Below are 25,026 nucleotides of genomic sequence, written 5' to 3' on the forward strand. Positions count from 1 at the left end.
GTGCCTGGTTCTTACCGCTGGTCGGTGGTGTCGAGTGCGCGGTGTTTGATGTTGTGGGCGGCGCCGATGTCGGCGTGGGTGGCGTGTCCGCACTGTGTGCATTCGAAGACGGAGCGGGTGCGCCGGCTTTTGCGGTCGACGTGCCCGCACTGGTGGCAGGTCTGTGAGGTGTAGGCGGGGTTGACCGCGGTGACCCTGACGCCGTGGCGCTTGGCCTTGTACTCGATCTGCCGGCGGATCTCGCCGAAGCCGACATCGAGGATGGCCCGGTTCAGCCCGGCCTTCGCCGCCACGTTCCGCCCGGGTGCGTCCTGGGTGCCGCGCGCGGAGCGGGTCATGTTCTTCACCCGCAGGTCCTCGACCGCGATGTGCGCGAACTGGGTCACGAGCTGCTTCGTCAGCAGATGCTGTGTCGAGGCGCGCCGCTGCGCGACCAGCCCCATGAGCCGTGCGACCTGGTCCCGGGCCTCCCGCCAGCCCGCGCTCTGCCTGTGTGCGGGAAGCCCTCGCACGTGGCGGCGGGACATCCGCCGCTGCCACTTCGTCAGCTGGCGCACCGCGTTGTCCAGGTGCCGGGGGTTCTCGAACAACTGCGTTTTACCCTGCGCGGTGATCACCGGCTCGGAGGCCGCCGCGATGACAGCCACGCCCAGGTCGACCCCGACGGTCCCGCCGTCCCGCTGCTTGCGCGTGGGCAGGGCCGGCACCGGGGCAGCGATCCGGACATTGAACGACGCGTCGTGTCCGAAGTCGCAGTGGAGCTGGAACTCGGCCACCCCGACGACGGCTTCGTGGAGCTCGGCGACAACGACGCTCAGCCCCTCGGGCTCGTAGCCCCAGCCGTCTCCCAGACCGTTCGCGGCCAGCAGCGCCGCCACCACTGAGTAGTCGGCCGCGGTGATGGCACGGATGAGCGCCATGGCCAGATTGTCCCAGGACCGTAGCGGCGTGGAGGGCATCGGCGTCAGCTTTGGCGTCGGTATCCCGGAATTCCTCAAGGGACTCCTCGTCGGGGTGAGCGCGCCTTGGCTACAGGCTGGTGGTCTCCTCCTGCGCGGTGTTCCCGTCTTCGGTGGCATCGGGGGCGTCTTCGGTGCTTTCCGCGGTGCGGCGGTAGTAGGGGTGGGTGGAGTCCATCCTGCGGGCGAGGTGGAGGGGGTGGGGGCGCTTTGGCGGACGTCGGAGGTGATGCCCTGGTTGGTCAGGACGGCGGCGACAGCTCCGATGAGGTCGCAGTCGGCGTCGGGGCTCTGGGCGATGACGGTGAACCGGGTGGCGGTGTGGGCGTAGCCGTTCTTGCTCTGGATGCCGCTGTCGAAGCGTGTCTCGTCCTTGCCGAAGCGGCCGGCGGGGCCGGCGGCCCAGGTGCGGGGGACATTGACGAGCAGGAGATCGGGAAAGGTGACGGCACCGGTGTCGGTGGCGAGTTGGAAGAGGCTGTTGGTGGTGTCGGTGGCGCGCCAGGTGCCGTCGCTGGTGCGCATGTGGGCCCCGGTGGGGCGGCCGATGCGTTCCAGGTCGCCGATGACGCGGACGGTGGCCAGGGGGCGCTGGGCGCGGGGGAGGCTGTGGCCGGGCAGCCAGGATGCCGGCCGGGGCATGCCGGGGGGCGGGTCCTGGCCCAGGGCTTCGTCGGTTAGGCCCGCCCAGATGTACTCGGCGGCGTCGCCGTCGACGTAGAGGACGGCGGGGGCTGTTGCGGGGAGTTGGGTGCGGATGGCGATGAGGGCCTGCTCGACGATGTCCGCGGCGGCACGGGCCTGGAGTGTCTCGTCCGCGGCGGCGCGGTATCCGCTGACGTCCCATGCGAGGTCGGTGGCGTGCAGCGCTGTTGTGGCCGGGCTGTGGGGCTGCCACTGCCCGGCCTGGGGGCTGTAGGCCCAGACCTGCCAGGGGTCGTCCTTCCCGCCGGTGGGGCGCATCGCGGTGAGGGTTGCGGTGATCGGTGCTGGTTCGGTGGTACGGCGCTTGCCGGGTGTGCGGCGCTGGGCGTGGCGGCGGACGTGGATGCCGATGTGCCACCAGTTCTCGAGCGGCAGTTTGCCGAACGCGGCACCGAGGCGGTGGTCGGTGGCGCCGACGCCGCTGAGGATCTCGCGCAGCACGTTCGCGGTCGAGCTGTCGAGGCCGCTCTGGCGGGAGGCGACCTTCTTCGCGCGGTACTTCTCGTTGTAGGGCTTGCCCTCCCGGGTGTGGGTGGGGACCGGCGGCGGGGCCTGCTTGATGTACTGGGAGGTCGTTGCGAGGCGCGCGAGAGCCTGCTTGGAGGGCCACTTGCCGTCCTCGGCCTCGGCCTTCTCGCGGGCTTCGACGCTCGGGTACCAGCGCTCGGGGTCCCAGTCGGTCTCGCAGATCGCCGCGACGAGCATGTCCTCGCGGGTGTAGGGGGCGAGCAGTTGCGCCAGGTCCCGCTCGCGCTCCGCGCTGGTGCGCGGTCCGTGGCCGAGGGCATCGGTCTTGTCGTGGAGGAAGACGACCTCGATACGCCCGCCGGCGACGGGTTCGGCGACACCGTCGACGGCCTTCCAGTCCTCGCCGGGGCCCCACTGGTCGGCGATCGCGCCCTTCACCCGGGCGCGGACCTCGTCGGTGCTCCACAGGACGGGGACGAGGAGGGTGCCCACGCCGGCGGCGTCCAGGGCGGCGGGGATCCGTTCGAAGGGGATCGGTCCGCTGACGCGTGAGCCGCTCTCGGTGGGAGGCACCTTGATGCCGGGGACCTCGATGAACACGGGGCTGCGGTGGCTGTACTTCTCGCACCGGCTGTCGATGGCTTCTTCGATGTGGCGGAAGAACTCCATGCCGTGTCCGCGGCCCAGGCCGGGGGTGCGGGCGCTGGCTGGGGCGACGGCCCAGACCGGCCCCGGGGCGGTGTCGGCCAGGGCGTCGTCGGCGAGGTGCTCGGGGAAGGGAGGCACGTTCGCGCTCAGGCGGGGCAGGGCGGCCAGGCGGCGACTGGCGGCTACCGCGGGGACGTTCAGGCGGCGTTTCCACGGCGGGCCGTCGGCGGCTGCGGAGACGACGAGCGGCTGGTCAGGGTTGGCCAGCAGGACGGTGGCGACCCTCTTCCAGGAGGTGGCGAGGAGGGTGGTGGTGGCGTTCACGGTCACCGCGTGGCGCCGGGAGTGACCGCTGGCGGCGGTGCCGATGGTGATACGGGGCAGCAGGTGCCGCACGACGCCCTTGCGGTCGGGTTGGGCGGGCAGTTCGTGGCCGATCGCGGCCAGCCGGCCGTCGGTGCACAGGGTGAAACGGACGGGGGTGCCGTTGTTGCGGGGCCACTCGAGGGCGGCGAGTTCCTCGGCCAGGCGCCAGCGGGCGAGTTCGCCCGGCCACCATGCGCGCGAGCGTTTGCCGGCGCTCGGCGGCGCGGGCAGGACGGCGGAGCGGGGCTCGGCCCGGGCGAGGAGTTCGGCCAGTTGTTCGCCGATGCGCTGGCCGTCGGGCCCGAGGACCACGGCTTCGGCCCAGTAGCGGAACACGTCGTGCCGGTCCTCGGCGCTGATCGGCGCCGCGCACAGGAGTTCGTAGCAGCCGTCGTTCCACTGCCAGCGCGCCCAGGTGCCCGCCGCCGCGCGCAGGACACACTCCAGTGCCCGGTAGGGGGGCTGCACGTCCAGACCGGTGCCGACGTTGCGCTTGTACTCGCGCGACAGCTCCATGGCCAGATCCAGCACGGGAGCCTCGGGCCGGTAGGCGATGACCTCGCCCAGGTCGGCGGGAGCGGTGCGGAACTGCAGCAGGCGCGCCTGCTTGCGAGCGACGCTGTCGAGCGGGCGACTCATGCGTACTCTCCCAGGTAGGAGTCAAAGCCCGCGCGCAGCGCGGGGAGCATGTGCTGGGCGTGGGCGTACTCGGCGAATTCCTCGACGGTGTGGCCGTAGGAAGCGCCGAGCTGGGCGAGGTCGTCCTGCGGGGACTGCTCGAGCCATCCCCGGATCAGGGTGGGCAGGTCGGATCCCCAGGTGGGGTCGTGGAAGGCGCCGTCGATGAAGTGGAGCTCGACGTGGGTCTGCCCGCGGCGTCCGCGGCCTGCCAACTGGACGCTCTGCCCGAGGAGGGTGGCGACGAGTTCGTACTTCAGCTCGTCGGGCAGGGCGGAGAAGCGCTTGGGTGCGTTGAGGTTCAGGCGCAGGTGCGCGTCGGCCGCCGCGCGGGCCCGGGCCAGTACGGCGGCGGGGTCGTCGCCGGGTACGGTGTCGCGCCAGGCCCGGGCGGCGACACTGGCCGCCAGCACCGCAGGGTCCTCGGCCGGCATGACCGGCCGCACACCCATGGCGATCAGGGTGATGGCCGACACGGCGATGCCCTCGAACACGGTTAGCACGTTCAAGCCCCGCTCGGTGCGCGGCAGCGGCGAGATGAGCACCTCACCGTCGAGGTCCGCCAGCTCCGCGAAACGGTCGCGGGTGAGCTGGCCGATCGCATCGCAGACCGGCGGCAGAGACGGGTCGGGAGTATCCGCGACGGCGACGTAGATCCGCAGCCGCCGTCCGAGGGCGAGCGCGGTGTCGTACAGGGCCTGGGCGAACAGGCGGGCATGCCGGTAGGAGTTGACGGTGATCAGGGCCCGCGCACGATGGCGGGTGCGCGCGTCTGCGGCCAGCCGGTCCAGGTCGCGCACCAGGCCCGGTGCGTAGCCGGCGGCCAGAGAGATGACCCGCTGGTCGCGTTCGCGGTAGGGGGTGCTGCCGACAGCCAAGAGCTTGCCGTCGGCGACAGGGGTGCTGTTGAAGATGGTCAGACCATCTCGGAGGGTGTCGGGCATCGCCCAGTCGGGGCGGGCGAGCAGGTGGGTGCGTGCCGCGCCCGGCATGAACCCGGTGGCGGACATGCCTAGGACAGTGCGCTGGCGGCCGCTCAGGGCGAGGGAGACGATGCTGCCGAGGAACTGCGTCTCGGTATGGGGATCGGCGCGCAGCACCTCCATCTTGAAACTCGCGTGGCCACCCGGATCGTCCAGCCCCTCGAAGCGGAAACCGCCCAGCTGCCGGCCCAAAGGACCGAACGGGACGACGGTGCCGGAGCCCCGGTGGCCGATGGCGTCGGAGAGCTCGGAGGCAGCGTCGATGCCGTGCCCGGTGAGTTCGCCGGCCCTGTCCGTCAGGGTGAACATCGTGTGGACGATGGCCGTCAGCCACGTCTTCATCATCAACGCGTGCAGGACGCCCGCGGTGACCTCGGTGCGCGTGAGCGCCTGCACCGGCTCCGGCCGGTCGAGCCCGCGCTGTGCCGGCACCGTGGACTCGGCAGGTGCTCCGTCGGCTCCGTTCTCGGCAGCGCAGAAGGCGGGCAGCGCGGTGGAGACGATCTCCCGCAGTTCGTCCTTGAAGGAAGCAAGCTGCCACTCCCCGCCCTCGTCGATCGTGAGCATCCGCTCCAGCACGCCCGGGACGGGCCGCAGCCGATCCGGCAGGACAGCGCAGGAAGGCCGGTCGCCCGGCCGGGTGGCCACGCGCGGGAGTAGAGCCTGCAGACAGTCGGCCTGCTCGGCGGTGGCCGCGGCCTCGGGATCCACCCCGATCAGGTTCTCCAGCAGATGCCGGTCCCACTGATGGGGTTGATACCAGCGCTTGCGGTCCTGCAGGACCTGCCGCGTCCGGCGCGGGTCCTGCCCACGGGCCAGGGCCTGGGCCTGGGCGACCTCGGTGCAGACCTCCTCCCCGGCCACCAGGTCGAGCAGCTGCTCAGCCAGGAATACCGCCCGGGTCAGGGGCCGGCGCACCGCCACCGCCAGCCGAGGCGGCGCCTGGTGCAGGCTGTCGCGGATGCGCCGCAGCACCGTGGTCGGGCGGGAGCGGGACGCGAGCTCCAGCTCGCCGCACTCACCGAACCCCCGCGACTGGTAGGCATCAACCTCATCGACGACCACATAGGACGCCAGGCGCAGAAGGAACTCCCGCACGCTGATGCTGTTGCGGACCTCCCCGTCGACCTCCACCGGAACTTTGATCATCCCGGACTGGAAACAGGCGTGGGTGGTCACGATGATCCTGGCCGTCGTTGCGGCCTCGACGTGGGAGAACTTCCCGCAGGACGACACATACGGGCACAGAGCCCGCTCCGGTTGGCCAAAAGCATCCGACGCCGCAACCGTGCACGGCTCCCTGCCGCCCTCAAAGGCGTCACGTCCCTCCAGCTGCGCTTGCGCGGCGCACCCGTAGGCGGAGTTGTTGACGAGGAAGGCAATGCTGGCCGAGGCCTGCGCCAGCGGCACGCCGGTGCCCTCCAGCTTCGCGGCGGAGCGCAGCGCGAACTTGTACCGGCTGTTGGGGGCGATGAACGGCGTGGCCGTCTCCTTGACGCCCGCCGCCCGCAGCTCCTGCTGCAAGGTGGAGGCCTCGCCGTAGACATCGCCGTTGTCACTGACCACCAGCACGGTGGTGCGGTCCAGGCCCGCCTGCTGGATCGCCAGGCCTCGGCCGAAGACGTTCTTGCCCACGCCCGGGGGCGCACTCAGCAGGTGCGTCCGGCCCGGCGGCAGGACGACGGGTTCCAAGGGGCGCTGCCCGCCACCGATGGTCCCGCGCAGCAGCAGCGCGATCTGCTTCTCACGGAAAGCCGGGCCCTGCATATCCTGGTCGGTGTCCCGGCTCTGCCAGCCGAGCTCATCGGCGTCCACCACCAACTCAACCGCCGGCGCGGTCACGACCTGAGGCGGCCTGTACACCCCCTGCTCGTCGGGGAAAGCGAGCTGGACTCGCCCACGCGATGTCGGCGCCGACCAGCCCGATCCGCTCGCGACCCGCAGCAGCCGCCGAGGCTTAGCCGGCGCGAGCAGGCGTTCGGCGACGTCCGAAGGGTCCTGCCCGTGAGCCGGCAGCACTTCAAACGCCCGCCCACGCTCGTGGTACCCGAGCGCGTAGAGAGCGGGCAGCGGGTCGTCCGCGTCCGGGGTGTGGAAGACGTCGTAGACGGTCCGTTCGACGTGGTGCAGTAGCGCCTCACCCCGATGGCGGGTGCCCAACAGCGCACCGAGGCGCTGCTTGTCCGCCTCCGACCACTGCGCCCAGCCCGCCACGACACGCGGCGCGTGCCCGCTCAGCAGGACATGGGCGTCCGCGACGCGCACCACCTGCCGCCCGTCGCGGAACCGGGCGGGAAGAAGATACTCGGCCAAGGCCAGAGCACCGGCAAGCGTCCTGCTCACGCCCCCTCCACCTCCGCCACCAAGTCGGCATCGGTCAGCACCCGGGCCCCGCTGCTCCGCACCACCCGGCGCAGCAGCGGCAGATACCCCCGCAGGTGCTCAGGCACCACGAAGCACAGCTCGCCGGGCCCCTCGGGATCCTCGCGCAACTTCTGGGCCAGCCCGTACGGATCGGCCCAGGTCTTGACGTCGACGCGCCACACCCTGGACCAGCCGGGACGAGTGACATGCAGGTCATACGCGTCGCCGAACGGCCACAGCCGCACCTCCGCGCCCAAAGCGACCAGCCGGTCGCGCAGCTCGACCTCCAGCAGGCCCGGGAGCGTCACCCACAGCCACAGGGCGTAGGGCAACGCCACATAGCCCTCCACGGGCAGCAGCTCCGGCACGGTGCGCAGTTCGCCGCACGGGGCCAGGCGCCAGCCCTCCATCGCAGTCGGCTCGGCCCGGTACCGGGCGCCCAGCAGGCTGTGGCGCTCGTCCTCACACTCGACATCCACCACGCCGTTGGGGCGGTAGACGGCCCGCATCGTCCAACTGCACATCGGACACGCTGCCCACAGGCCGCCGAACTGCCGCGTCGGGGAGATACCGGTGTACGCGCCCAGCTCGACCAACGCGGTGTTCCGGGACAAAACACGCCGTGTCAGGACGGGCGTGCGGACCATCGCCTCCCGGCCCCGGGTGTACGCCTCGAAGCCGGCGGCCCCCAGCGCGCGAAAGACGGCGTGCTGGACGGTCTCGCCGGAGATCCGTGACAGCCCGGTACTCACCGGCAGCATTCCCACCGCCCGCAGCAGGCTGTGCAGATGGCGGATGTCGGCACCGATCCCCGGGGCCTGGTGGCCGTGCTCAGAGGCCTCCACCGCGAGCCGGTGCAGCGCCGAGCTGGGCATGCCGTCGTCATCGAGCAGCCACAGCTTGCCGAGCACTGATCCCTGGGGCCGTCCCGGCAAAAGGTCGGCCACCCGGCTTCCGCAGAGCCAACGGGTGAACACCTCGTACGACGGTGCCTGCTCAAGGACCCCGAACGAGCGCACGTAGCGACCATGGCACTCCATCAGCAGCCGCATCCGCCCCTGTGCCTCGCCTTCGCTGCTACTCAAGGCCAACGCCGCGACCACGCAGGCGTCGAGCGCTGCGCGCTGGCCCACGTCGAGTTCTTGAACGGCCGCTGCCGTCCCGGCCACCACCGACACCCCGGTCCTCCCCCACCGCATCGAGCCCATGCCACAACCTCAACCCCCCCGCCCTGGGGGAGGGCACGGGAGTTCGGGGATCTTCCCCTGATCCGGTGATCCCGGTCCGACGTGCGCTCTGCGGTGGTCTTCCGGACGAACTCGCGTCCGGCTGCCTCCGGACCGGGGCCAACAGCGTCGTGCCCCCAACAGCGACCCGCAGGCGCCGCGGAAGGAAGTTCACCGACGAGCGCTGGCAGGAGACCATGCGGTCTTCGTGGCCGGGGGAGTGGGACCGGCTGTGCGGGCCGTGCGCGACGGAGGCCGCCGACCGCGCGAAGGCTGAGCGCGTCGCGCGCCGCCAGGCGCATGAGACCGAACGCGCGGCAAGGCCCCGCGGCCGGTTCGGCATCACGCGCCGTCGGTAGCCGGGGATCCCGGCGCCCTCGCACCCGAGGCCCGGGACCGCGCCCGACCGCACGAAGGATCACAGCGCCTCGCGCAACACCGCCCTGTGCAACAGAGTCCGCGTTGCGCCCCTGACCTGCGAACACCGACCGATCCACGGCCACAACACCGGACCCCGGGCCTTCTGTGCGTCCCTCCGCGCCTTGGCTTCATCGCGCCTCCGCTGGGCCTTCTGACAAGCGGGGAAGCCAGCCACGCCTTACGGCGCTACCTGGACGGATCTCCACCTCCTGCCTCTGCGCTTCACGCCGACGCGCGTCCTCCGCTCGCTGCTCCCGGCGTGAAGCGTCACCTTCCCCGGCCGCCCTGCTGGCACGCGCCGACCGCGGCCTGCCGAAAGCGTGGGCATCAGCGTCGCGGTTCCGTGTACGAATGGAACGTACGACTAGGCAGGGAGGGAAAACGGGTGGGTAAAGCATCGTCGGGGAAGCGCGCGACCAAGGCCGGGGGAACTCGGGATCACACAGTGCCTCAGATGTCAGGGCGGTTGCAAGTTCCGGGGTCGTGCGGTTGGTCGGGTAGTGACCGGTTGGCGTGCATAGCAGAGCAGGCACGGTCTTCGTGATCATTGTGAAGTTCCCCCCACCGGCAGGAGCAGGCAGATTCTCCTGATGATTTCAAGTTGGCCCCTTGTCGCCACCTGACGAGCCGTAAGATCTGAGGTCCGTTGAGCTCGTCACGCGCGATCAAGCTGGGTGGCGGCTGGCGTGTGGCGTGACTCTCCTGGAGGGGTGCAGCGATGGACGGTGGGCTCGTGACATCCAGCGGCATGACGAGAAGATCATTCGTATGGTGGGGTACGTCTTCGGCTTGTGCCCTTGCTGGGATTTCTGGCTGCTCGGGCGACAGCGCGACAGACGGGAAAGATCGTGTCGCCCATCGCTGCCCGTCCTGGCCTGAGTTGACCCCGTCGCCCGGGGCGCCGGTGTGGCCTGTGCCTTTCTCGGGTGCTTTACGTACTTCGCTTTCTCTGTCTGGGCCCTGGTTGAGCGGGGCAGAGGGGGACCGCACAGTGTGGTTGAGGGAAGCGCGCAGCGGCCGCCTCAAATGGCGCAGCTCTGCAGGGAATGCAGGTGAGCCGGATAAATGGGGCGAGCCGTACTATCCGCAAGTGATTGCAGCCGGGGGGCAGGTCCTGGTTGGGGGTGGCGACGGGGACACGACCGGCGAGGTCGTAGCGCTATGCGCAGCCAACGGAAAGCGCATGTGGCGGCGAAAGTTACCTGGAAACCAGGTAGTGGAGATTGCTAAATCTGGCGCCTTTGTCGTAGCCGCCACGCAGGACCACGTATTTGGATTGTCTGCGAAAACGGGCAGGATCCTCTGGCGAGTCAAGGTATTTCAAGCGGGTCAAATTATCGCGCACGGAAACATTCTTATTTTCACCCATAAAGGTGTGGAGCCGTTCGGGGCTATGGCGCTGGATCGTGAGACAGGGAAATTAATTTGGGCTGAAGAAATCCCAGACGCTAGCGACTTGGGAATCAAAGTGGCCGGCAGTTTGGTTCATTTGGTTGGGATTCGCAATGTCGAAAGGCGCCAGGATGACGGAACTACTGTGTTCGTTACCGCGCCGGGGGAATTGCGTACGCTTTCCGTTGAAAATGATCGAGTTGAATGGACTCGAGCATTAATGTCTTCGGATGCCTCATTTCTCTCGGGGGGAGGACTCCTTCACCTAGTGACGGATGAGAAATTAATTACCCTGCATAGCGACACGGGTAGGACAGTCTGGTCCATTCCGCTGCCGGAGCCGGTAACGCCGCTGCAAATGGTGCTTCACGATGACCTTCTCATTGTCCATTTTTCCGTTCGCGTCAACGGAGAATATTCTCTTCTTGCGCTTGATCCTGAAACGGGTAAGGAGCAGTGGCGAGTAGGGGGTGAACTGTCATCTGAAATGCTTCCAGGGCCTTCAGGGGTGATTTTGGTCAACACTCAAGGGCCAAAGGTTCGCGCCGTCGACACGGCAGGAGGCGAGGATATTTGGTCATCCCCCTTGAAAGGTGCGGTTCAGATCGTCACCAACGATCTGATTTATTGCCACAACGGAGAGGAGATCACAGTCTACGACGTTTCCACAGGTGACCTATTCTTTGGCTAAGTTTCGCTTTGATATTCGATACGGTGAAGCTTTTGTGTCTATTTAGGATAACGGGAGGGATGCTTTGTCATCGCAGCAGCAGGGTGCCAATCCGCCTGTGCCGCCGCAGCAGGGTGCCAATCCGCCTGTGCCGCCGCAGCAGGGTGCGAATCCGCCTGTGCCGCCGCAGCAAGCAGACGGCTGGCGCACACCCGGCACACTGATCGCGTCTGTGGCGCTGGTTCTCAGCATCGTCGCACTGATTCCTGCGTGGGACTCGGCAATGAGCGGTGACAGCCAAGCGGAGACAGGGAAGAAGGAAGCCGAGCGCAGGGGGCTTCTGGAAGTCACTGCTGTAAGCGCACGGTTTACTGACAAGTTGAAAGGGGTCGAGACATCGAGAGATTCAAAGAAGGAGGTCACAGGACTCAGCGGCTCAGAGATCAATATCGCCGTCCGTAATCGTGGAAGTGGCTCGGCGATCATTACGAAGGTAAGTGCGAATGTGGAAATCTCGGAGAACCTCAAAACCTGCGGAGGGACGGGTGGGGACCTGGGGACTTCGGCACACTACGCCATCGAAATCCCTCTTTCGCAGAAACCTCCATTCACTAAAGCTACCGAAGAAGATGTGGTCTTCGATGTGAAGTCCGGGGAGAACGACCGTTTTTCCCTGACCGTCGGCCCCGATTCGAAGGAGGCCGGCAAGTCGCCTTGGATGGGAGTCGTGACGATTCAGCTCCACGACGCGGATGGTACTGACCTCGGTATTGGCCCCCTAGCTATCCTCAGCCCTGGCGAGGATGAATATTTCTACCCCAGCGGCATGACCTGGAAAATCGCGCCTGAATCTTCAAGCTGCATGGGAAGTAACGCTCGCAGAGTGCGGGAAGTGATGCAAATTCCCGGTATTACGCCATCGAAGGAATTTGCTGCACTGCACCGTGCGCTTCGCTCTTACCGGTGAGAAGAAAACTACGGTTCAGTTTCAGGAGCAGGGCCTCGGCGTAGTTGGGCCTCGTCCTTCTTGATCATGTGAGACCGAGCAGGGTGAGAGTGCGGGCCGGGCTGTCCGGCGGAGGCCGGCGGCGATGTTGCAGACGCCGGTCAGGGCGGAGCAGGGCTTGCGCAGTTCCGGGTTCGCCCAACTGGCGTGAGGTTGCGGCGAGTTGGGGTGGATGACAGAGCGGACACGGAATCCGTGATCATTCAGGTGTCTAAGCCGAGTGATCAAGAGGGTTCCCGTGTCCGCTGTCTCATCTTCCCCGATCCCTGCCGTGTTGGCCAAGTTGGGTCCGCTCAACCCGGACGACGTGGCTGACCTGCGGTTCTTCCTGGAGGCGGTGCCCGATCCTCGCTCCCGGCGGGGCCGTTGGTACTCGTTGGCCTCGATCCTGCTGGTCTGCGCGGCCGCCGCGGTCTCAGGAGCCCGGACCATCGACGAACTCGCCGAGTGGGGCGCCCTTGTGCCGACGCCGGGCTGCTCGCCGCGCTCGACGTGCGCCGTCACCTGCTGCACTGGCGGCATGCACCGTCCAGGTCCGCGATCGGGAGGGTCCTCGAGCGTCTCGACGCCGACGCACTCGATGCGGCCGTCGGAGCCTGGCTGGCTCACCGCCATACCGCCGCAGCCCCGGACAGACGACGGGTGATCGCCGTGGACGGCAAGGCACTGCGCGGCTCCGCCCGCCTGGATCAGCCCCGCCGGCACCTTCTGTCCGCCGTCACCCACGGCCGCCCGGTCACCCTCGCCCAGACCGAGGTTGGGTCCAAGACCAACGAGACACGGCACTTCCAGCCCCTGCTTGCACCGCTCGACCTGGAAGAAGACGTGGTCACCTTCGACGCGCTGCACTCGGTGAGGGCCAATGTCGCCTGGCTGGTGGAGACCAAGAAGGCGCACTACGTGGCCGTGATCAAGCCCAACCAGCCCACCGCCTGGGCCCAGCTGGACGGTCTGGACTGGCACGCGGTGGCCATCCAGCACACCGCCTCGAACAAGGGACACGGCCGTCGCGAGTCTCGCTCGGTCAAGACTCTCGCCATCGCCGACAACCTCGGCGGCATCGCCTTCCCCCACGCGAAGCTCGCCCTCCGCGTCCACCGCCGCCGCAAAGCAACCGGCAGGAAGGAGACCCGCGAGACCGTCTACGCGGTCACCAGCCTCGACGCCCACCAGGCGAAACCGGCCGAACTCGCCTCCCACCTGGGCGGACACTGGACCGTGGAAGCCCAGCACCACATCCGCGACCGTACCTTCGCCGAAGACGCCTCCACCGTCCACGCCGGCAACGCACCCCACGTCATGGCCACCCTCCGCAACCTCGCGATCGGAGCCCTCAAAGCCCTCGGCGCGACCAACATCGCTAAGAGGTCGCGCGGATAGGCGTGGTTGAGGGCCCGGCAACAGAACAGGCACAGGTCCCGGTGATCATGGGATTACGACGCTCTGTGATCACGAGGGAGACCTGTGCCCGCGCTGCCACCATGGCTCACCGAGCCGCTCTGGGACCAATTCGTGGCACTGCTTTCCGAGCGTCCCGAGTTCCACCCGGGCCATCCACTCGGCTGCCACCGCCGACGCATCAGCGACCGCATCATCTTCGACAAGCTCCTGCAACTGCTGCGCTTCGGCTGTTCCTACGAGGCGATCGCCGACACGACCTGCTCGGCCACCACGATCCGCAGCCGTCGCGACGAGTGGATACGACTCGGCGTCTTCGCCCAGCTCAAGCAGATCGCGCTGGACTCCTACGACCGGATCGTCGGCCTCGTCCTCGACCAGATCGCCGTGGACGGCTCCATCACCAAGGCTCCCGGAGGCGGCGAGGTGGCCGGTCGCTCACCGGTCGACCGCGGCAAACAGGGCCTGAAACGCTCGGGCATGACGGACGGGTACGGCATTCCACTGGGTCGTGTCCTGGCCGGTGCCAACCGCCACGACTCCCCGCTGCTCGCCCCGACCCTGGACCGCCTGGACGACCTGGGGCCGTTACCCGACGACATCACCGTGCATCTGGACGCCGGCTACGACTCGGACAAGACCCGCACTCTGCTCAGCGAACGCGGCCTGCACGGCCGCATCGCACACAAGGGTGAGAAAGCGCCCATCCAGGCCAGTCGGCGTTGGCATGTCGAACGCACTCACGCCTGGCAGAACGCCTTCCACCGCCTCGCCCGCTGCTACGAGCGGCGCACCACCGTCATCGACGCATTCTTCGACCTCGCCGACACGATCATCACCGTGCGTAGTCTGATCCGACAGGCATGGACGACCCACCGCTGGCACGAACGCACGAACCGCCGACCATGATCGCACCGCTATCCGCACGGCTTCCTACAGAGGCCGCGAGTCCCTTGTCAGTGGACGGTGTTACGTTCTGTGACATGACCGATCACGCGCTACGGCTGCTGCGGCAGGACCGCCGCCTGGCCGAACTGGCCGCCTTCCCCTTCGACTTCGACCTGGACCGCGCCGCCCATGGCCATGTCGAGGAAGTCCGCCTCGCCTCGGGCGGGCCGTTGGAGACGGTAGCCGGGGACGATACCGGCGGTACGTACTTCGTGTGCGCGGACGGCTCGGTGCTCTACGCCGACTCGGAGGGCGCCGCGGGGATCATCGGCTCAAGTGTCGACGAGACCCTGGAGCTAGTGATCGGCCTGCCCGGCTGGCGCGGCTACACACATCTGTCGCCGGACGACAACGAGGAGAAAATCCTGGCGTGCATCGCGGAGACCGAGGACGAGATCCGCGAGTACTACGGAATCGATGAGGAGCGGGCCGAGCTCCGTGCGGCGCTGGGCTTCCCGAAACGCTCCCCGGTCGAGCTGGTCGGCAGACTGCGTGCCGCGCTGCTGCGCACCGAGCCGGACTTTGTACTGCTCAACGCGGATGAGGGGTGCGCGTACGACCGGATAGGCCCGGCCGGTCCCCCGCTGTGGGAACCGGTGCTCGCGGTGGGCCGCGCCGATCTCGCCTGGTTGCGGGAGGGCGACCGCATGGCATGGCGTGAAGTCGCCGAGGACCCGGTGCGGCGCCGGATCACCCTGCGGGCCGCGCAGTTCGACCGAGCCGAGGACGATCTGGAGCTGCTGCGGCATCTGCTGCGGCACGAAACACGGTCATCGATGACGAACGAACTGCGGCTCGCGGCCGTGCTGGTGGGGCTGCGCGGGGACACCGGAGATCTGCCGCTGCTGCTTGAGGTCCGGGAGACGGACTTCGACACGGCGTGCGGCCTGGGCGGGATACCGGAACCGGGCGCAAGCGCGGACGAGTTGCAACAGTGGGCGCGGGCGCTCGACGAGTCGATGTTCGGGACGGACCCGTCGGACGAGCCGGTCTCCACATGGACCGACCTGGCGCGGGACCAGGGGATGACGGGCCTCGCTCGGGTGACGCTGATCCGCGAACTCGACAACATCTTCATGGACCAGAGCAGACTCCGCCGCCCCGAGGCGCCCCGCACCCTGGCCACGGCTCCGCTGAGTGGGCTCGCCCGGGACTTCGAGGAACTCGGCGACCTTACCCAGGCGCTGCGCGCCCAGCGCCTGTACGCCGCCCTTCAGGAGACGGCATGGGACCGGGCCTCGGCCCGGCACACCCTGGCCCGCCTCGAGCGGGAGGCGGGCCGCTTGCCGCAGGCGGCGGACAGCCTGGCCGCCGTGCGCGACGCCCTGGCCACCCCGGGCGACGACTCACTGCGCCATTGGCAGCAGGTCAACCTCGGCCGTTACATCGCCGAGGAGCACTACCGGCTCACCCTCGCCCTGGCCGACGCTGGCCGCCCCGAGGAGACCTGTGCCCTCCTCACGGCCGCCGACGCCATACTCGGCGAGCTCTCGGAGAACGCCGCGAACGGCGTCCGCGAGCTCGCCGAGCGGACCGCTGCGAGAGTGCGGGAGGCCAACTGAGGACGGGCGCGGCGGACCAGGTAGTCGGCCTGTTCCGGCAGCAAGTCACGCCACCCTGCGGTGCGCCGCTGAGCGTGGGGTTCCACCGCCAGTCCTCTAAATACCCGGCCTTGATCATCTGCCGGATCAGCGGCAGAAATCGTCCATCGTGGATTCTATCCTCCAGAATTGCGAGCAACACCTCGTGATCCAGGCTCCCGAAGCAATCTCCTCGCCCACTCCTACTAGCGACGCGCCACCGTCATCGAGGCATTCTTCGACCTCGCGGACATGATCATCACCGTGCGTAGTCTGATCCGGCGGGCATGGACGACTCACCGCTGGGACGAACGCCCGAACCACCGACTATGACCGCATCCCTATCCGCGCGGCCTCTAAGACCACTCGCGCCATCCGCGACCAACCCGAACGAGCCCTCCCAATCCTGGGCATCACCTACAAGCCCGACCTCAACGGAACTTGATCAAGCCCTGCTCAGATGTACCTGAAGCACTTCGCCCAGCACATGGGACGCCGTAAGTACGAGCTGAAGGTGCGACGCCTCGACAAGATCAACGAACCGTTTCGGGTGACGCCTACTGGCATCGCTGCTGAGACCGGTTACTACTGGGGAATCAGTGCTGAGGGAGTCCCTCACCATGCTGCTGAGAAGCTGTTCACCTCCCTTGAGACACGTGCCGACCCAGTACTGAAGGTGCTGTTGCACGACCAGGAATGGGCGCTTACGCCGGACTGGCCGTTGGGCCCGGACCAGCGCCATGTCCTCGCCTGGTGGATGGCTGCCCAGATCCTGCGCACTACCCGCCAGAGGAAACGGCTTATCCATCAGCGGGCCGAAGCACCGGACATCACCGGCCTTCCGCAGGAAGTGCGCACGCTCGCGCAGAACAACCCCCACCTGCTCTACATCGTCGAGAACATCGCCACCTTGGCACTCGCCCTGGAAGCACGTCCGTGGGCGCTCGGCTTCAGCGACATGTGCCTGCTGACCAGCGATACCCCGATTGCCGTATGGAACCGCCCCGACGACGAAGACCAGCTGCGCGCCGCCGCACTGAGCGACGTCATGCTCCCGCTGGACCCTCACCGCTTCCTTTTCCTGCCCGGTCCCGCTACCCGAGCCGCCGACCCGCGCAAGTGGGTGGACCATCTGATGCACGCCAAGGGTGCCATCGGCTTCGCACTTGTGGAGGTGGCCTATGACGTGGCCGACCAGTTCGTGATCCACCACCCGCAGCACGACCCCTGGAAGCATTGGAAGCCGAACAGCCCGGGCCAGCCCAAACCATGGGACGGGCAGACGCACTCTGCTCCTCAGTACGTCTTGGAGTATCCCGTTTTTCCGCCCGGCCAGAACATCGAACATCGCTGGACTGTTGAGCACCCACCGCCTCGCTCCCCAGCCGTGGCACACCCTTGACCGGGTGAAGGTGGCAGAGCAGGGGGTGGGCCTCGGAGGTGGGAGCAGGCGTTAAACCGTTCCGGCCTTGTCCGAGGCTCCGGTTAGGCTCTCCACGTGGCTGACAGAAGACCGCCTGGAACTCTGGGGATTGACCTGCGTAGCGCAGGCAGCCGCCCGTGCGGTCTCTGCGGTGACGTCCGAAAAATGACCAAGGCCCATGTGCCGCCCCAGGCCGCCGGCAACAGGGACCGGGTAGTCAGCGCGAACGTACGCTTGGCGGACCGGGTCCTGGGTCACGGGCGCGCCGCACAGGGCGGTATGTGGTTCTACAGCCTGTGCAGCGACTGCAACAGCATGGCCGGCGTCCACTACGACGCCGCCTACGCGGACTTCAGCAACGCCGTGCTGGCGCGGGTGAACCTGCAACAGCGTCTCTACCTGCCGCCTGTGCGCCTGGCACCGGCCCGTGTGGCCCGATCCATTCTCATCGGCATGTTCGCCACCAGCCCGCATCTGCGGGTGATGTTCCGCGAGCTTGCCGAGGACCTCCTCAACCGGCGCGATCGCATCACGATGCCGGACGGAGCCAGTCTGCGCCTGGCCATATGCCTGGACCGGCACACCCGTTTGGCGGGCATGTACAACGCCGTCCGGGTCATTGAGCACACGCAGCACTACGACGTCTTCTCGGAAGTCTACTTCCGCCCCCTGGCCTGGACCCTCACACCCAGCGGCCGGGGGAGCGCGCATCATGCCGGTCAGTCGGTGGTGGATGGGCAAGGGTGGGCTGTTGTTGACCACTGGCTGCAGTACGGCGAGGACCGAACGGCAGCCGATCTCCGATCGCTGTGCCGAGCCCCGCTACCCGCAGTGCTCCATCCGCTGAACGGCCACGACCGAGACGAGTGGTTGGAGTTCATGAGTGACAAGGTCACCGCGATCCTTGAAGGCCAGATCCCTTCCTGACCCAACAGCATGGTGTCGACGTCGTTGCCCACGATCCCGGCACCCATGACGTGAACTCTGCTTCTGGTTCTCGGCGAGCACGGGAGTGGCTTCGCTGGCCGCAGCCCGAGAACTGCGGCCAGCCGAGATTCACCGGCGGATCTGGATGGTGATGGCGGGAGCCGCAACGGCAAGCAGAGCCAGTCCGACCGGCGGGGAGACCGTCAGTGCGATGACCGTACCGCCCACGGTGCAGACCGCCGTGTATCCGAAGGTCATCCATCGCAGGAACCGGCTGGACTTCTCACCGACTACGTCTGGGAGCTCAGCTCGCGGGCTGGGCTCGGTGCGCTCTCCTGTTGTACGTTCCATCGTCAGAGGTACCGCCTCTTTCGCGATTGGGGACCCGGAGCACCAAGTGCTTGCCGGCGTCGGTGCTCCGAGGCTCCCCGATTGGACTCGGCTGGAGAAGCCTCCAGGCCGCATGTGGGCCCCTGTTCAGCGCCCCACACATCAAATGATGTAGCCCGTCTGAGGGGGCGTCCGGTACTCTCAACTACGCATTGATTCGCATGAATGACACCTAGAGAAATTGAACATGGCTGAGTAAGCGATGAATCGCGGCAGCATGAGAATCAATCCGTAGTTTTCAAAAGGTATCGAGATGCGCCCCAAGGACGGCAAGGTCGACACCCGCCTTGCACACCTCCAGACCCTTCGAGCCCGCATGCTCGAAGGTGTCAACCAGGTCATGCGCCAGATCTGGGAGCAAGGACAAAAGCCGACCTCCGTTCGAGTCCGCCAGGCCTTCTACCGGCTTGACGAGATGAGGACCCTGGAGGACGAGCGGAAGCCGCTTCCGAAAGAGCAGCAGCCGTTCGCGGCCCGGATGGTCACCCCCAAGGGACTCCAGCTTCGGCTCATGCTGACGATGCTCTACGCCGCGCAGTGCGCCGTGGGGCCAGGCAAGCAGTGGGACGCCCCCTATGCCGTGGAGTCGACGGCGCAGCACCCGGTGTCATGGATGAGCTTGTCGGCCTCCATCAGCCAACACGCCGGTCCCGGCATCCAGCTGGCGTCCGAGGATGTCAACCGCCGACGCCAGATCACACAGGCCTTGAATACGCTGGAATCGATGGCGCTCGTGCGGGCCAACACCGGGCCCGGCCGCTTCAGCACCGGTTTGCAGCTCCTGTGCGAGAACGGGACCAGCACCGTCAGCTCAGCCATCCCCTACACCGCCGCAGACGACACCGAGCCGTACATCGAGATCCCGGTCGAGTTCTTCACTCACGGCTGGGTGCGCGTGCTCACCAACAGCGAGATCGCCGCCCTGCTCATGTGGTTCGACCGCCTCAAGTACACCGGCGTCGTAGTCGGCGCCGAGGAGGGCGAACCACTCACCATCACCTACGTCACCGGCGACGTGAGGCAGGGCCTTTACGGGTTGGGGCGGAAGGCATACGAGACACACCAAGCCCTCGACGCCTACCAGCTCCTCGACGTCATCAGGCCTGAGAAGCGCTACGACTCCGGCAAGTGGGAGGGGTATTCGCAGGACGAGTCGGACCTGCTGTGCCACCGCGTCTCTCTCGCTTCCGCCGACTTCGACCGCGATGCAGGAGAGGTCGTGGAGGATGTACTCAAGCGCCGGGACACCGGCGGCTACTGGAGACGCCCCATGTTCAGTGCGCCGAAGCGGTTCGACCGCTTCCGCATGGTCTCCACTGACGAGTAGAGCGGGTGCCGGAACGCGTTCGGTCCCCCAGACCAGCGCCATAGCCGGGACCTACGCGGAACGTGCAAAGCAAGCCAGCATGCGAGGGGCCCCCTGGCGTTGCGGTCCTTCTGCACCGGCCAAAGCGTCCTCATCGGTGGCGTGGTCGCCAGTGCCGCTATCGCCGGGAGTGCCACCGCAACGCAAAGCCTTCAAAAGTTCCTGCTCGATGTCAGTGGCCTACGAGATCATCATTCCGGCGTTCGGGTTCTGCCGGACGACGAGGGCTGAGGGGGACAGGGTGCCGCAAAAACTCTTCTTTGAAACCGTCCAGCGTGACCACTACTCATACACGAGGCTGAACCGCGCGGCCATCAACGAGCTTCGCACCGCCCCGGCCGCCGGCGGTGACGAAGAGGCTGCGCACGCTCTCATCGACCTGCTGATCGACGACTTGCCCCAGGACCCTGAGCACGACGGACTGATGGATAACTCGGAGACGGGAGCGGTCATACGGTGCCTCAAGGCCGTACTCCGCCGCCTCGGCATCGAGTTCGACATCCCCTTTCACGACAAGCAGGGCTACTACTCGTTCCGGATGGAGCACAAAAATGGCCTCATTACTGACCTGACCAGGGTCTTCGCCCCAGCACGCGCAGCGCTGGAACGACGCGAGCAGACCACCTTCACCGGAGGCTTGCGGGGGCTGCGCGGCGAGCTGCGCAACCTCATCTTCGCCGCCGCGCAGAAGCCAGAGATCGTCTGGAGGGACGTCGCGGGTGGTGTCATCGAGATCACGAAGAACAAGGACCACTGCCTGCTATATGACCGCCCAGTGGGAGCCTCAGGCCTCACCTGGAGCGCACTCAGCAAGTGGTGGCACCTCCAGGACGGCATGTACGGGATGTCTGAGCATCTCAGGCTGCAGGCGCTCCTGAAGCGGCTGAGGGGGTCACTCAACGCCCCGGAGCAGCTGTTGCTGGACACCTACTGGGATCACGCGATGCAGCGAGGCTTCGGAGACTCTCCTGCTCTGTTGCCACAGGTCTATCTCCATTACGACCCCTTGGCGCAACATCAGCGGAACCAACGGGCGGAAGGCAAGGTGCTGACGCGGCAGCGGATGGACTTCCTGATGCTCGCTCCCGGCGGTCGCCGATACGTTCTCGAGCTGGACGGGAAGGAGCACTACACGCGTGATGGGAAGGCCGCACCCGACCTATACGCCGACATGGTCCGAGAAGATCGGCGGATTCGTCTTCAGGGGTACGAGGTGTACCGGTTTGGCGGCGCCGAGTTCGTGGACCCACAGGCTGCCAAGCTCATGCTGAGCGGGTTCTTCGACCAGTTGCTGGCTCCATAAGCTCCGCCCCCATAAGGAAGTTATACAAGCTGCCGTCACCTCCAAAGCCGGAGCGGGTACAAGCTCGACAGCCCAGGTCATTGCGGCCCGGGCTGTCGCGCGCTGCGGCTCAGCGCCAGACCGTGTCAGGCCCATTCCACGCCGAGTTCGCGTAGTGCGTCGAGTTGTTCGGGGGTGAGTTTGTCGCGTCGGCTCTTGGTGTTGCTGATGAATACGCCGAGTTTCACGAGGTGTTTCTGGCCGTCGATGTCGATGGGTTCTTCGTGTTTCCTCGGGACGGGCCGTTCGTGTCCTTCCCTCTGGAGGTACTGGGCGAGGGCCGCGACCCCTCGCCGGAAGGGTGCCGACAGCCCGCCCGCCCCTCTTCCCGCGCGGGCTGTCACCGGGGCGGGTTCCGGCGCGTCGGGTGTTACGCCGAGCCCGCCGAGCCGCTCCTGCTGCTCACCGCTCAGCTGCGCCCAGGTGTGCGCCCGCCGTTGCTGTGCCAGCCACTTCCCCAGGTCGTCACCCTCGAACAGCACACCGGGTTGGATGGCGGGCAAGGTCCCGCCGGCCTCGGTGTCGGCGAGGTCCGCGAGGACCCGGTAGTGCCGTTGCCAGTCCAGCGGCCACGGGCAGTTCCAGTCCTCATCGATGGCGGCCAGCTGCTCGGCCCGCGTCCCGGCCCGTTCCGGGTCTTTGCCCAGGCCGTCCTTTCGGCGCAGGTTCGCCATCAGCTGCCCGATCGCCACCAGCTCGTCATCCGCCTCACCCCATACGGCGTCCTGCCGTGGCGCGAGGTGCCCGTGGGCGCGGTGGAAGGACCGCAATGCGGCGAGCTTCGTCTCCCACGCTTCATCGCCCGGTTCCCACACCATGCCCTCCTGGTCGAGGAGCTCCTTGCGGTGGGGGTCGAGTTCACCGGCCCGCTGCGCCCGGCGCTGCTGATGCACCCACCGCCCAAGGGGAAACCGCACCACGCCGACCTCGGTCTCGGTGTCGTACGGCACCGAGAACAGCCCGGTGATCTCGTGCTCCGCGCGCCAGCGCCGCAGTGCCTGGTATCCGTCCAGCCACACCAGCGATTCGGGCCGGAACACCCGGGTCCGCAGGAACGCCGCGATCGTCGCCGGATCACGCGGCGTGGAGAAGTGCAGCAGCGCCGACTCGACCACGGCTTCCGTGCCGTCCTCCTGCTCGACGTCCTCGCCCTCACCCTCGGCGCCGATGATCCGCCCGTCCGCGTCCCGCTTCACATGTACGGGCCGCTCCCTGCTGCTCCGTGTCAGGGCGCGGGAGGCGAGCTGCTCGACCAGGCGCTCGTCGTGAGAGCGGAGGCCCTGGAGGAGGGCTACAAGGGGTGCAAACGAGGCGGAGGCGACCATGTCGGTGGGGTTCTCACCGGGCTGAAGGAACACCGGCACGATGATCCGGGCGACCTTCGTGGCCCCGTCCGGTTTCGGGCGCAAGGCCCGCCCGATGTTCTGCACGATCTCGACCTGCGACCCGCGGGTGTCCGCGAAGCAGACGGCCTCGACACCTCGCTCGCCGACGATGTCGACGCCTTCTCCGAGGATGCGGACGGAGGCGAGGAATGCCCGGTGCACCCTGCGGTCATCGGCGTCGATGCCGTTGGCGAACTGACGGAGCACTTCACGCCGCTCGGACACGAGGTGGTCGCCGCACAGCCAGTCCGCCCAGACCCGGTCCGGCGGGACATGCCGGTACGGCTCCAGGTCGTAGAGTTCCGCGTCGATCGAGGACGCTGGCAGCTTGGCAGCGTCCTCGAGGAACCGGTCCGATGCCTCCGTGGCGTAGAGCTCGGCCGCGGTCTCGGGCAGCTTCTCCGCGAAGACTCGGGCCTCCTCGACCCGCTGGTGGAACGTCAGGACGGTGCGCAGGTTGTTCGCCGCGGCGTGCTCCAGCAGAGCGGTCTGGAGGAGTGCGAGGCGCCGGCCGCGCAGCGCTTCCTCGGACAGGCCCAGGACCGGTTCGGGGTCGCGGATCTCGATGACGTCGATCTCGAACCCGGCCAGTACGCCCCGTTCGACGCTCTCCGAGAGACCCAGCTCGAAAATCCACTCACCGTAGGGGCCTGCCGGATCGGAGGTCATGCTGGCGATCTCCAGCTCCTTGCCGTCCTTGCCCTTTTGGGGCCGCGGGGAGGCCAGAATGCGAGGGGTGGCGGTGAGGTACAGCCGGAAGGCGGCCGGGATGCGGGCATTGTCGTGGATCGCCGCCCACGGCCGGCCAAGATCACCCGCCGTACCATGCGCCTCGTCCACCACAGCCAGGTCGAAGCCATCCATGGACTGACCGAACAACCGCTCCCCACCCGCGAGAGCGGCCTCCAGCGGCCCCCGCACCTTCTCCTGGCCCGAGGGGGCGTCGACGTCTTCGCGGTCCACGAGGGAGGCGTACGTGGCGAACACGACCACCGGCCCGTGCCCTGCCCACAACGCCAGCTGGATCGGGTTCGTGGTCGTGTTCACCCCGAGCTGCTCCAGGACGTCGTCCTTCTCCAGCGAACACACCGCCACCATCGGCGCGTGATGCCCGACCCTGCGCCACACCAGAGCGGTCTGCACGAGCAGATCCAGGGTGGGGACCATGACGAGGATCCGCCCGTCCCGGAAATTGTCGAGCGCGGCCCAGGCGGAGGTGATCGTCTTGCCGGACCCGGTCGCCGACACGACCGTGGCACGGGCACCACCCTCCGGCACAGCAGTTCTTGCAGGGAACCCCACCCACTTCCGGATACGTGCATTCGCATCCACCTGGTGTTCCCGAAGCTGAATAGCAGGCATTCCCTGGTCCCTTTCTAGGAATTGACCGGCGTGAAAGGCGGAACGGAGAGGGTGCCGTCCGGGCCGAGCACGACGTGCTGCGCGAGCTGGGCGAGGACCTGCTCCGCGGCGAGTCCCGCGCCCTCGGCCACCGCACGAAGCCGCCGGCCGGTGGAGGCGTCCAGCCACACCTCCGCACGGAGTTCGTCCTTCGCCCCGCGCCGCTGAGCCATCCACGCCGCATGGCCGGTGAGAGCGGCGGCCCTCCGCTCCACACGCTCACGGGCCCACGCACTGCCCACGCTGTCCTGCTCAGGGTCATACGCAGCCGTTCCAGCGGCGGCGATCCAGTCCCGAACCCGACGCCACTCCGCATGCCGGGCCTTCCACACCTCGGCCAGATGCTGCGGATCCTCATACGACAGCTCACTGGACGACTGACGGGCCCAGCCCGTCAGCCCCCCGGCGGTCTCACGCTCCCGCACCGCGGCCTCGGCCACCTTCCCCAACACCTCCGCCGCACTCAGCCCCGCTCCCCGGCGGCGCACCACGTCCCGGGCCACGTCATCCGCACACCACATCAGCGAACTCCTCGATAAGCTGCAAAAAGGCGGTTCCACATGCGCGTTCCGTTCCTGAGAAGAGCCCTTCCGGGCATCAGGGGATGTGCCCTGCTTCCACCAACTCTACATGTGCATTCTTCCAGAAGGGCACGACTCGCAAACCCGCCGCCCCCACCCCTCATAGCCAGCCCGGCCCGCGCCAGCGGGCCCCAGGTCCTGGAGGCGCAGCCGGAAGGACCGTCAGGCGGGGGAGCGCAGCGGACCCGCCGGGAGCGCCCCGCGCTCCCCCAACTCCCGCACTGGAGGCCCCACTAGCCGCACCACCACACCCCAGCGGCACGGCCGCGCGATGCGCGGCCAACCGGGCGCGCAGCGGCCCGCCCCACTGCCTCCAGGAGCGCAGCGGAGGGAGGCGCCCACGCTCCGCGTGGGCGAAGGGAGCGCAGCGCCCGCGCCCCTTGCACATCGCGCAGCGATG

At 67.7% G+C, this 25,026-nt stretch carries 15 protein-coding genes and 3 pseudogenes; 11 read left to right on the top strand and 7 right to left on the bottom strand.

Annotation, left to right across the window (positions count from 1 at the left end; all coding sequences use genetic code 11):
* Positions 1-11: 11 nt before the first annotated feature.
* Genes OG322_RS40700 through OG322_RS40710 form a run of 3 tightly spaced genes read right to left on the bottom strand, consistent with a single transcriptional unit; the run spans position 12 to position 8,379 of the window.
* Entirely contained in the window at positions 12-3,785 is a 3,774-nt protein-coding gene (locus OG322_RS40700; protein WP_329307686.1) for an RNA-guided endonuclease TnpB family protein, read from the bottom strand.
* On the bottom strand, positions 3,782-7,150 hold the full coding sequence (locus tag OG322_RS40705; RefSeq protein WP_329305846.1) for a hypothetical protein: 3,369 nt from the start codon (positions 7,148-7,150) through the stop codon (positions 3,782-3,784). The genes OG322_RS40700 and OG322_RS40705 overlap by 4 nt, the downstream gene beginning before the upstream one ends.
* A complete protein-coding gene (locus OG322_RS40710) occupies positions 7,147-8,379 on the bottom strand; it encodes a restriction endonuclease-related protein (RefSeq protein ID WP_329305845.1) in 1,233 nt (410 codons plus the stop codon). The genes OG322_RS40705 and OG322_RS40710 overlap by 4 nt, the downstream gene beginning before the upstream one ends.
* 1,429 nt (positions 8,380-9,808) lie before the next feature.
* Between OG322_RS40710 and OG322_RS40715 the strand changes: the two genes are divergently transcribed.
* The 6 genes and pseudogenes from OG322_RS40715 to OG322_RS40740 all read left to right on the top strand — a co-directional run bounded on the left by OG322_RS40715 (position 9,809) and on the right by OG322_RS40740 (position 15,793).
* On the top strand, positions 9,809-10,900 hold the full coding sequence (locus tag OG322_RS40715) for an outer membrane protein assembly factor BamB family protein (protein ID WP_443066511.1): 1,092 nt from the start codon (positions 9,809-9,811) through the stop codon (positions 10,898-10,900).
* Between the two features lie 64 nt (positions 10,901-10,964).
* Entirely contained in the window at positions 10,965-11,846 is an 882-nt protein-coding gene (locus OG322_RS40720) for a hypothetical protein (RefSeq protein ID WP_329305843.1), read from the top strand.
* A gap of 376 nt (positions 11,847-12,222) precedes the next feature.
* A pseudogene (locus OG322_RS40725) lies at positions 12,223-12,282 on the top strand (hypothetical protein); the annotation flags it as partial.
* Between the two features lie 50 nt (positions 12,283-12,332).
* Positions 12,333-13,265, top strand: a complete 933-nt coding sequence (locus tag OG322_RS40730; RefSeq protein WP_329305842.1) for an ISAs1 family transposase — start codon at positions 12,333-12,335, stop codon at positions 13,263-13,265.
* An 84-nt stretch (positions 13,266-13,349) separates the two neighbouring features.
* Positions 13,350-14,192, top strand: coding sequence for an IS5 family transposase (locus OG322_RS40735; protein WP_123467440.1), 843 nt, complete (start codon positions 13,350-13,352; stop codon positions 14,190-14,192).
* Positions 14,193-14,266: 74 nt separating this feature from the next.
* Entirely contained in the window at positions 14,267-15,793 is a 1,527-nt protein-coding gene (locus OG322_RS40740; protein ID WP_123467442.1) for a hypothetical protein, read from the top strand.
* Here the strand turns inward: OG322_RS40740 and OG322_RS40745 are convergent.
* Positions 15,789-16,001, bottom strand: a pseudogene (locus OG322_RS40745) (hypothetical protein); the annotation flags it as partial. The gene OG322_RS40740 and the pseudogene OG322_RS40745 overlap by 5 nt on opposite strands.
* Before the next feature lie 20 nt (positions 16,002-16,021).
* On the opposite strand from OG322_RS40745, the pseudogene OG322_RS40750 reads away from it, so the two are divergent.
* From OG322_RS40750 to OG322_RS40760, 3 genes and pseudogenes are all read left to right on the top strand, one after another.
* A pseudogene (locus OG322_RS40750) lies at positions 16,022-16,144 on the top strand (IS5/IS1182 family transposase); the annotation flags it as partial.
* A gap of 127 nt (positions 16,145-16,271) precedes the next feature.
* Positions 16,272-17,213: a DUF4238 domain-containing protein gene (locus tag OG322_RS40755; RefSeq protein ID WP_329305841.1), complete on the top strand. Its 942-nt coding sequence runs from the start codon at positions 16,272-16,274 to the stop codon at positions 17,211-17,213.
* 186 nt (positions 17,214-17,399) lie between these two features.
* The gene (locus tag OG322_RS40760; RefSeq protein ID WP_329305840.1) at positions 17,400-18,161 is read left to right on the top strand and encodes a hypothetical protein; all 762 of its coding nucleotides are present in this window, start codon (positions 17,400-17,402) and stop codon (positions 18,159-18,161) included.
* Positions 18,162-18,290: 129 nt separating this feature from the next.
* On the opposite strand, the gene OG322_RS40765 is transcribed toward OG322_RS40760, so the two are convergent.
* Positions 18,291-18,419: a hypothetical protein gene (locus OG322_RS40765; protein WP_266413044.1), complete on the bottom strand. Its 129-nt coding sequence runs from the start codon at positions 18,417-18,419 to the stop codon at positions 18,291-18,293.
* 385 nt (positions 18,420-18,804) lie between these two features.
* On the opposite strand from OG322_RS40765, the gene OG322_RS40770 reads away from it, so the two are divergent.
* Both OG322_RS40770 and OG322_RS40775 read left to right on the top strand, forming a co-directional pair.
* On the top strand, positions 18,805-19,878 hold the full coding sequence (locus OG322_RS40770; protein ID WP_329305839.1) for a hypothetical protein: 1,074 nt from the start codon (positions 18,805-18,807) through the stop codon (positions 19,876-19,878).
* Positions 19,879-20,086: 208 nt separating this feature from the next.
* Positions 20,087-21,220 carry a hypothetical protein gene (locus tag OG322_RS40775; protein ID WP_329305838.1) on the top strand — a complete coding sequence of 378 codons (1,134 nt, stop codon included), beginning with the start codon at positions 20,087-20,089 and terminating at the stop codon, positions 21,218-21,220.
* 125 nt (positions 21,221-21,345) lie between these two features.
* Here OG322_RS40775 and OG322_RS40780 read toward each other — a convergent pair whose 3' ends face one another.
* Both OG322_RS40780 and OG322_RS40785 read right to left on the bottom strand, forming a co-directional pair.
* Positions 21,346-24,006: a DEAD/DEAH box helicase gene (locus OG322_RS40780; protein WP_329305837.1), complete on the bottom strand. Its 2,661-nt coding sequence runs from the start codon at positions 24,004-24,006 to the stop codon at positions 21,346-21,348.
* Positions 24,007-24,020: 14 nt separating this feature from the next.
* Positions 24,021-24,566, bottom strand: a complete 546-nt coding sequence (locus OG322_RS40785) for a hypothetical protein (RefSeq protein WP_329305836.1) — start codon at positions 24,564-24,566, stop codon at positions 24,021-24,023.
* Between the last annotated feature and the right edge of the window lie 460 nt (positions 24,567-25,026).

It is taken from the genome of Streptomyces sp. NBC_01260, assembly GCF_036226405.1.
In the GTDB taxonomy this organism is placed as follows: Bacteria; Actinomycetota; Actinomycetes; order Streptomycetales; family Streptomycetaceae; genus Streptomyces; species Streptomyces laculatispora.

What these genes read in the sequence shown, in the direction of transcription:
- OG322_RS40765 (WP_266413044.1), bottom strand. Translation starts at nt 18,419, where the DNA reads ATGACCTTCGGATACACGGCGGTCTGCACCGTGGGCGGTACGGTCATC.
- OG322_RS40700 (WP_329307686.1), bottom strand. Translation starts at nt 3,785, where the DNA reads ATGAGTCGCCCGCTCGACAGCGTCGCTCGCAAGCAGGCGCGCCTGCTG.
- OG322_RS40710 (WP_329305845.1), bottom strand. Translation starts at nt 8,379, where the DNA reads ATGGGCTCGATGCGGTGGGGGAGGACCGGGGTGTCGGTGGTGGCCGGG.
- OG322_RS40755 (WP_329305841.1), top strand. Translation starts at nt 16,272, where the DNA reads ATGTACCTGAAGCACTTCGCCCAGCACATGGGACGCCGTAAGTACGAG.
- OG322_RS40775 (WP_329305838.1), top strand. Translation starts at nt 20,087, where the DNA reads ATGTCAGTGGCCTACGAGATCATCATTCCGGCGTTCGGGTTCTGCCGG.
- OG322_RS40740 (WP_123467442.1), top strand. Translation starts at nt 14,267, where the DNA reads ATGACCGATCACGCGCTACGGCTGCTGCGGCAGGACCGCCGCCTGGCC.
- OG322_RS40780 (WP_329305837.1), bottom strand. Translation starts at nt 24,006, where the DNA reads ATGCCTGCTATTCAGCTTCGGGAACACCAGGTGGATGCGAATGCACGT.
- OG322_RS40760 (WP_329305840.1), top strand. Translation starts at nt 17,400, where the DNA reads ATGACCAAGGCCCATGTGCCGCCCCAGGCCGCCGGCAACAGGGACCGG.
- OG322_RS40785 (WP_329305836.1), bottom strand. Translation starts at nt 24,566, where the DNA reads ATGTGGTGTGCGGATGACGTGGCCCGGGACGTGGTGCGCCGCCGGGGA.
- OG322_RS40770 (WP_329305839.1), top strand. Translation starts at nt 18,805, where the DNA reads ATGCGCCCCAAGGACGGCAAGGTCGACACCCGCCTTGCACACCTCCAG.